Raw genomic sequence first — 5707 nt, 5'->3', positions numbered from 1 at the left:
CCGGCGCCGGTGCACAGCGCCCCGACCATGGTCGCCCCGCTGGCCCCGCCCGCCCCCGCGCCCTACGGACACCCGCCGCACCCGCCGCAGCAGCCCGGCCCGCCCTCGTACGGGCAGCCGCCGCAGCCCTCGTACGGCGGCCAGGTCCCGCCCCCGGCCCCCGCTCCCTACGGGCAGCAGCCGCCGCAGCCCTCGTACGGCCAGATCCCCGGCCAGCAGCCACCCCCGTACGGCCAGCAGCCGGCCCACGGCCAGGCCCCGCAGGCCGCCGGCCCCGGAGCCGGCCTCGCCGCCGCGCTCCAGCCGTACAAGGAGGCGCCCACCGGCGCCCGCTGGACCCCGCAGAACCAGCAGCTCATGCGGGTCGACCTGTCGATGGGCGGCCAGGCCGTCCTCGCCCGCCAGGGCAGCATGGTCCTCTACCAGGGCAAGGTCGACTTCAGCTACAAGGGCGCGGGCTTCGCGGGCCGCATCGTCGGCAACGCCACCGGCCAGGAGATGCAGCTGATGCGCTGCACCGGCCGCGGCCAGGTCTTCCTCGCCGAGAACGGCGCCCACCTGCACGCCATCGAGCTCCAGGGCGACGGGATCTGCGTCTCCGCCGAGAGCGTCCTCGCGTTCGACGAGTCCCTCCAGCACGAGGTCCGGCGCATCGAGGGCCACGGCATCCCCGGCGGCGCCCTGTTCACCATGCTCTTCCAGGGCACCGGCACGGTCATCGTCAAGACGCACGGCGTCCCCGTCGTCCTGCCCGTCACCCCGACGACGTTCGCGGACAGCAACGCCATCGTCGCCTGGTCGGCCGCCTCCCAGGTGATCATCTCCAGCCAGGTCCGGCTGCGCCGCAACGCCTACCCCGGTCACAGCGGGGAGACCGTGAACCTCCAGTTCCGCGGCGCTCCCGGCAACTTCATCGTCGTCCAGCCGTACGAGGTCTGAGGGAGCCCCACATGAACGCCATGAACGCAATGAACCAGCAGCTCGCGGGCTACGCCCCCACCCCCGTCACGGCCCGCATGGAGAACCACGGCCGGGCCATGCTCAAGGTCGCCATGCAGAGCGGCCAGGACCTCTTCGCCCGCACCGGCTCGATGGTCGCGTACGAGGGCTTCGTCCAGTACGAGCCCAACCCGCCCGCCGTCCGCCAGATGGCCTCGCAGTGGCTGACCGGCGAGGGCGCCCCGCTGATGAAGGCCTCCGGCGACGGCCTGCTCTACCTCGCCGACTACGGCGCGGACGTCGTCGTGATCAACCTCAACAACGACGCCCTCTCCGTCAACGGCACCAACCTCCTCGCCTTCGACGCCCACCTCCAGTGGGGTGTCGAGCGGGTCAAGGGCATGGCGAAGTTCGCCGGTCAGGGCCTGTTCAACGTGCAGATCTCGGGCACCGGATGGGTCGCGATCACCTCCCGCGGCACCCCGATCGTGGTCGACTGCGGTCGCGGCGACGACGAGACGTACGTCGACCCGGACGCGCTCGTCGCCTGGTCCCCGAACCTCAAGGTCAAGGGGAAGCGCAGCTTCAAGGCCTCGTCGATGATCGGCCGGGGCAGCGGGGAGGCCTACCAGATGGCCTTCTCCGGCCAGGGCATCGTCGTCGTACAGCCCAGCGAGGACAGCACCGACCGGCTCCGGACCCGGGGCTGAGGGGGAGCGGACACATCATGCAGAGCGCACTTTTCGGCTACGCGGAAGCGCAGTCGCAGGACCGGTACACCGTCCAGAACCCCCAGCTCCTGCGGGTCTCGCTGAGCGGTTCCGACGACGTCCTCGCCCGCAAGGGGGCGATGGTCGCCTACCAGGGCATCATCGACTTCGACGGCGAGTACCAGAGCGGCAACCAGCGCAACGCCCGCGCCCGCACCGGTGAGGGCCTGGACCTGATGCGCTGCTCCGGGCAGGGCACGGTCTACCTGGCCAACCTGGCCCAGTACGTCCACGTCGTGGACGTCGACCAGGACGGCCTCACCGTCGACAGCAGCTACGTGCTGGCCCTCGACTCCACCCTGCACACCGAGGCCATCGCCGTCGACAGCCAGTACGGGATCTCCGGCTCCGGCAAGTACCAGCTCAACATCAGCGGCCGCGGCAAGGTCGCCCTGATGACCTCCGGACAGCCCCTGATGATGCAGGTCACCCCGGACAAGTACGTCAACGCCGACGCCGACGCGATCGTCGCCTGGTCGACCTCGCTGCGCGTCCAGATGCAGGCGCAGACCCACTCCACCGGGGTGTGGCGGCGCCGCGGCAACACCGGCGAGGGCTGGGAGCTCAGCTTCCTCGGCACGGGCTTCGCCCTCGTGCAGCCCAGCGAGGTGCTGCCGCCGCAGAACGCCCAGGTCGGACAGGGCGCCGCGGCGCAGTTCGGGATGGGCCAGCAGGGCGCCCACGCCCAGAACCAGAACAACGCCTGGAACTAGCACGGCGCCCACAGGCAGGACAGGAGGGGCGGACCCGACCGGGGTCCGCCCCTCCTGCGCGTCAGCGAGCCTCAGCCGCCCAGACGGGCCCGCGTCGCCTCCAGCAGCCGCACGACCGAGGTGTCGGCCACCGCCGGCACCTCCTCGTACGTGAACCAGCGCAGGTCCAGCGACTCCTCGCTGATCTCCGCGACCGCACCGGCCGGCGCCAGAGCCGCGTACTGGACGTCCAGGTGCCAGTTGCACGGCGCCGGGATCGGATGCCGGTCCAGCCGCACCGGACCGCCCGGCAGCAGGGTCAGCCCGGAGGCGATCCCCGACTCCTCGACGGCCTCGCGCATCGCCGCCCCGGCGAGCGTGGCGTCACCGGGCTCGCAGTGCCCGCCCATCTGCAGCCACATGCCGAGCTTCTTGTGCAGGGTCAGCAGGACCCGGCCCCGGACCGGATCCACCACCAGCGCGCTGCCGGTGACGTGCCCGGCCGTGCAGGGCTTGTAGACCCCGTCCGGATGGGCCTCCAGGTGCTCCAGGTACAGGTCCCGGAGCTCGGGCTGGTCCTCGTACCGCTTCAGGACGAGGACGGCGTCTTCGCGCAGGCTCACTTCTTCTCTTCGCCTTCGCCCTCGGGCCGCTCGCGCTTCTCGGCCGCCTCACCGAGCATCTTGTCGATCTCGGAGAAGTCGAGCTGCTCGCGGTGCACGAACCCGTCCGGGTCGTCCAGGTCGGAGGCCGTCGGCAGCATGTCCGGGTGCTCCCACAGCCCGTCGCGCCCGTCCACGCCCCGCGCGTCGGTGAGCGAGGCCCACAGGCGCGAGGCGTCGCGCAGCCGGCGCGGGCGCAGCTCCAGGCCGATCAGCGTCGCGAAGGTCTGCTCGGCCGGACCGCCCGAGGCGCGACGCCGACGCATGGTCTCGCGCATGGCGTCCGCCGAGGTCAGGCGGGGCTTGGCCGCCTCGTGCACGACCGCGTCCACCCAGCCCTCGACGAGCGCGAGCGCCGTCTCCAGGCGGGCCAGGGCGGCCTTCTGCTCCGGGGTGTCCTCCGGCTGGAACATGCCGCCCGCAAGCGCCTCCTGCAGCTGCTCCGGGTTCGACGGGTCGAGCTGACCGACCACGTCCTCCAACTTCGAGGTGTCGACCTTGATGCCCCGCGCGTAGCCCTCCACGGCGCCGAACAGGTGCGAACGCAGCCACGGCACGTGCGCGAACAGTCGGGCGTGCGCCGCCTCGCGCAGCGCCAGGTACAGGCGCACCTCGTCCGAGGGAACGCCGAGGTCCTTGCCGAAGCTCTCGATGTTCAGCGGCAGCAGCGCCGCCCGCCCGGCCGGACCCAACGGCAGACCGATGTCGGTCGAGCCGACGACCTCGCCCGCGAGCACGCCCACGGCCTGGCCGATCTGCTGGCCGAACATGGCCCCGCCCATGGAACGCATCATGCCGAGCAGCGGGCCCGCCATGGCCTGCATCTCCTCGGGCAGCACCCCGCCCATCGCGGCGCCGACGCGCTCGGCGACCGGGTCCACCAGCTCCTTCCACACCGGGAGGGTCGCCTCGACCCACTCGGCGCGGCTCCACGCGACGGCAGCGTTGGCCCCCGAGGGCAGGGAGGTCACGCCGTCCAGCCACAGGTCGGCGAGGCGCACGGCCTCCTCGACGGCGGACTTCTCCGCGATGCCGACGCTGGCGTCCTTCACGCCGTCCGCCGTGCCCTGCGCGACGGTCTGGCGGGCGATGTTCTTGGCCATGTCCCAGTTCACGGGACCGCCCTCGTAGCTCAGCATCTGGCCGATCTGCTGGAACGCCGCACCGAGGTCGTTGGGGTTCATCGAACCGAACATCGCGGCGAACGGATTGTCCGCGCCGCCCGGAAGAGCGGCGGGGTCGAACCCGAACGGATTCGCGGGGCCGCCCTGGCCGTCCTTCTTGCCCTCGTCGCCGTTCTCCGGCTCCTCCGGCGGAAGGCCGAATCCGAATGGGGTGTCGCTCACGGGTTTCCTCGGCTCGTAGGGCCGCCGGCGGGAGCCGACGGCGATGGTCCGGCAACACCACCCAGCGTAGACACCTGACCCGCTTCCGGGCTCGGTGCTCCGCCGACTCCTGGGCTGCGGCAGGATGGACATCACCTGGTGGGTACGCGTCACGACGTGTCCCTACTGAAGACAACCGCTGGAGACGCCCGGTGAGTTCCCCAGATCCGCAGGCTCGCGCGCCGCACGACGCCGAAAACCGCCCCGAGCAAGGCGACAGCGCCCCCGGCGTTCGCCAGCCGCGAAACCAGGCCGAGCCCCGACGACACAGCCCGGTGATCGCGGTGACCGGCGCCGCATCCGGCGTCGGCGCGGCCCTGGTGGCCCGTCTCGCCGCATCCGACGAGGTCAAGCAGGTCGTCGCCATCGACGAGCGGCGCGGGGACTGCGCCGAGGCCCACTGGCACCTCCTCGACGTCCGCGACCCGGCCATCGCCGAGAAACTGCGCGGCGCCGACGTCGTCGTCCACCTCGCGCTCGACCTCGACCTGGAGACCGACCCCGCGACCCGTACGGCGTACAACGTGCGCGGCACCCAGACCGTGCTGACGGCCGCCGCCGCGGCCGGCGTGCACCGGGTCGTGCTGTGCACCTCCGCCATGGTCTACGGCGCCCTCCCGGACAACGACATCCCGCTCTCGGAGGACTCCGAGCTGCGCGCCACCGCCGAGGCCACCGGTGTCGGCGACCTCCTGGAGATCGAGCGCCTCGGCCGCAGGGCCCCCCGCGCGCACCCCGGGCTGAACGTGACGGTGGTCCGCCCGGCGGTCCTCGTCGGCGGCACCGACACCGCGCTGACCCGCTACTTCGAGTCCCCGCGGCTGCTCGTCGTCGCCGGATCCCGGCCCACCTGGCAGTTCTGCCACGTCGAGGACCTGGTCAGCGCCCTGGAGTACGCGGCCCTGGAGAAGGCCGAGGGCGAGCTGGCCGTCGGCTGCGAGGGCTGGCTGGAGCAGGAGGAGGTCGAGGAGCTGAGCGGGATCCGCCGCATGGAGCTGCCCTCGGCCGTCGCCCTGGGCGCCGCGGCCCGGCTGCACCGGATCGGCCTGACCCCGTCCCCGGCCGGGGACCTCGCGTACACGATGCACCCGTGGGTGGTCAGCGTCAGCGGGCTGCACGCGGCGGGCTGGCGGCCGCGCTGGACCAACGAGGAGGTGCTCGCCGAGCTGCTCCAGGAGGTGGCGGGCCGGCACACCGTCGCGGGCCGCCGGCTGGGCCGCAAGGACGCCGCCACGGCCGCCGGGGCCGCCGGTGCGACG

At 72.6% G+C, this 5707-nt stretch carries 6 protein-coding genes; 4 read left to right on the top strand and 2 right to left on the bottom strand.

The features are described from left to right. From NOD94_RS39955 to NOD94_RS39945, 3 genes are all read left to right on the top strand, one after another. On the top strand, positions 1–939 hold a 939-nt coding region (locus tag NOD94_RS39955), incomplete at its 5' end, for an AIM24 family protein (protein WP_281211151.1). 29 nt (positions 940–968) lie between these two features. Then, the gene (locus NOD94_RS39950; protein ID WP_281211152.1) at positions 969–1649 is read left to right on the top strand and encodes an AIM24 family protein; all 681 of its coding nucleotides are present in this window, start codon (positions 969–971) and stop codon (positions 1647–1649) included. A 17-nt stretch (positions 1650–1666) separates the two neighbouring features. Continuing rightward, entirely contained in the window at positions 1667–2422 is a 756-nt protein-coding gene (locus NOD94_RS39945; protein ID WP_281211150.1) for an AIM24 family protein, read from the top strand. A gap of 71 nt (positions 2423–2493) precedes the next feature. Here NOD94_RS39945 and NOD94_RS39940 read toward each other — a convergent pair whose 3' ends face one another. Beyond that, positions 2494–3024 carry an NUDIX hydrolase gene (locus NOD94_RS39940; protein ID WP_281211149.1) on the bottom strand — a complete coding sequence of 177 codons (531 nt, stop codon included), beginning with the start codon at positions 3022–3024 and terminating at the stop codon, positions 2494–2496. Next, on the bottom strand, positions 3021–4409 hold the full coding sequence (locus NOD94_RS39935; RefSeq protein WP_281211148.1) for a zinc-dependent metalloprotease: 1389 nt from the start codon (positions 4407–4409) through the stop codon (positions 3021–3023). The genes NOD94_RS39940 and NOD94_RS39935 overlap by 4 nt, the downstream gene beginning before the upstream one ends. Before the next feature lie 191 nt (positions 4410–4600). Here NOD94_RS39935 and NOD94_RS39930 point away from each other — a divergent pair. Continuing rightward, positions 4601–5707, top strand: a 1107-nt coding sequence (locus NOD94_RS39930; protein ID WP_281211147.1) for an SDR family oxidoreductase, incomplete at its 3' end; no start/stop codon positions are given.

Source organism: Streptomyces sp. Isolate_45 (assembly GCF_024721315.2).
Classification (GTDB): Bacteria; Actinomycetota; Actinomycetes; order Streptomycetales; family Streptomycetaceae; genus Streptomyces.
This window is presented reverse-complemented; position numbering and strand designations above follow the sequence as displayed.

Bases quoted from the DNA above. Each gene is read 5' to 3' on its own strand.
- NOD94_RS39945 (WP_281211150.1), top strand. From the start codon at position 1,667: ATGCAGAGCGCACTTTTCGGCTACGCGGAAGCGCAGTCGCAGGACCGG.
- NOD94_RS39950 (WP_281211152.1), top strand. From the start codon at position 969: ATGAACCAGCAGCTCGCGGGCTACGCCCCCACCCCCGTCACGGCCCGC.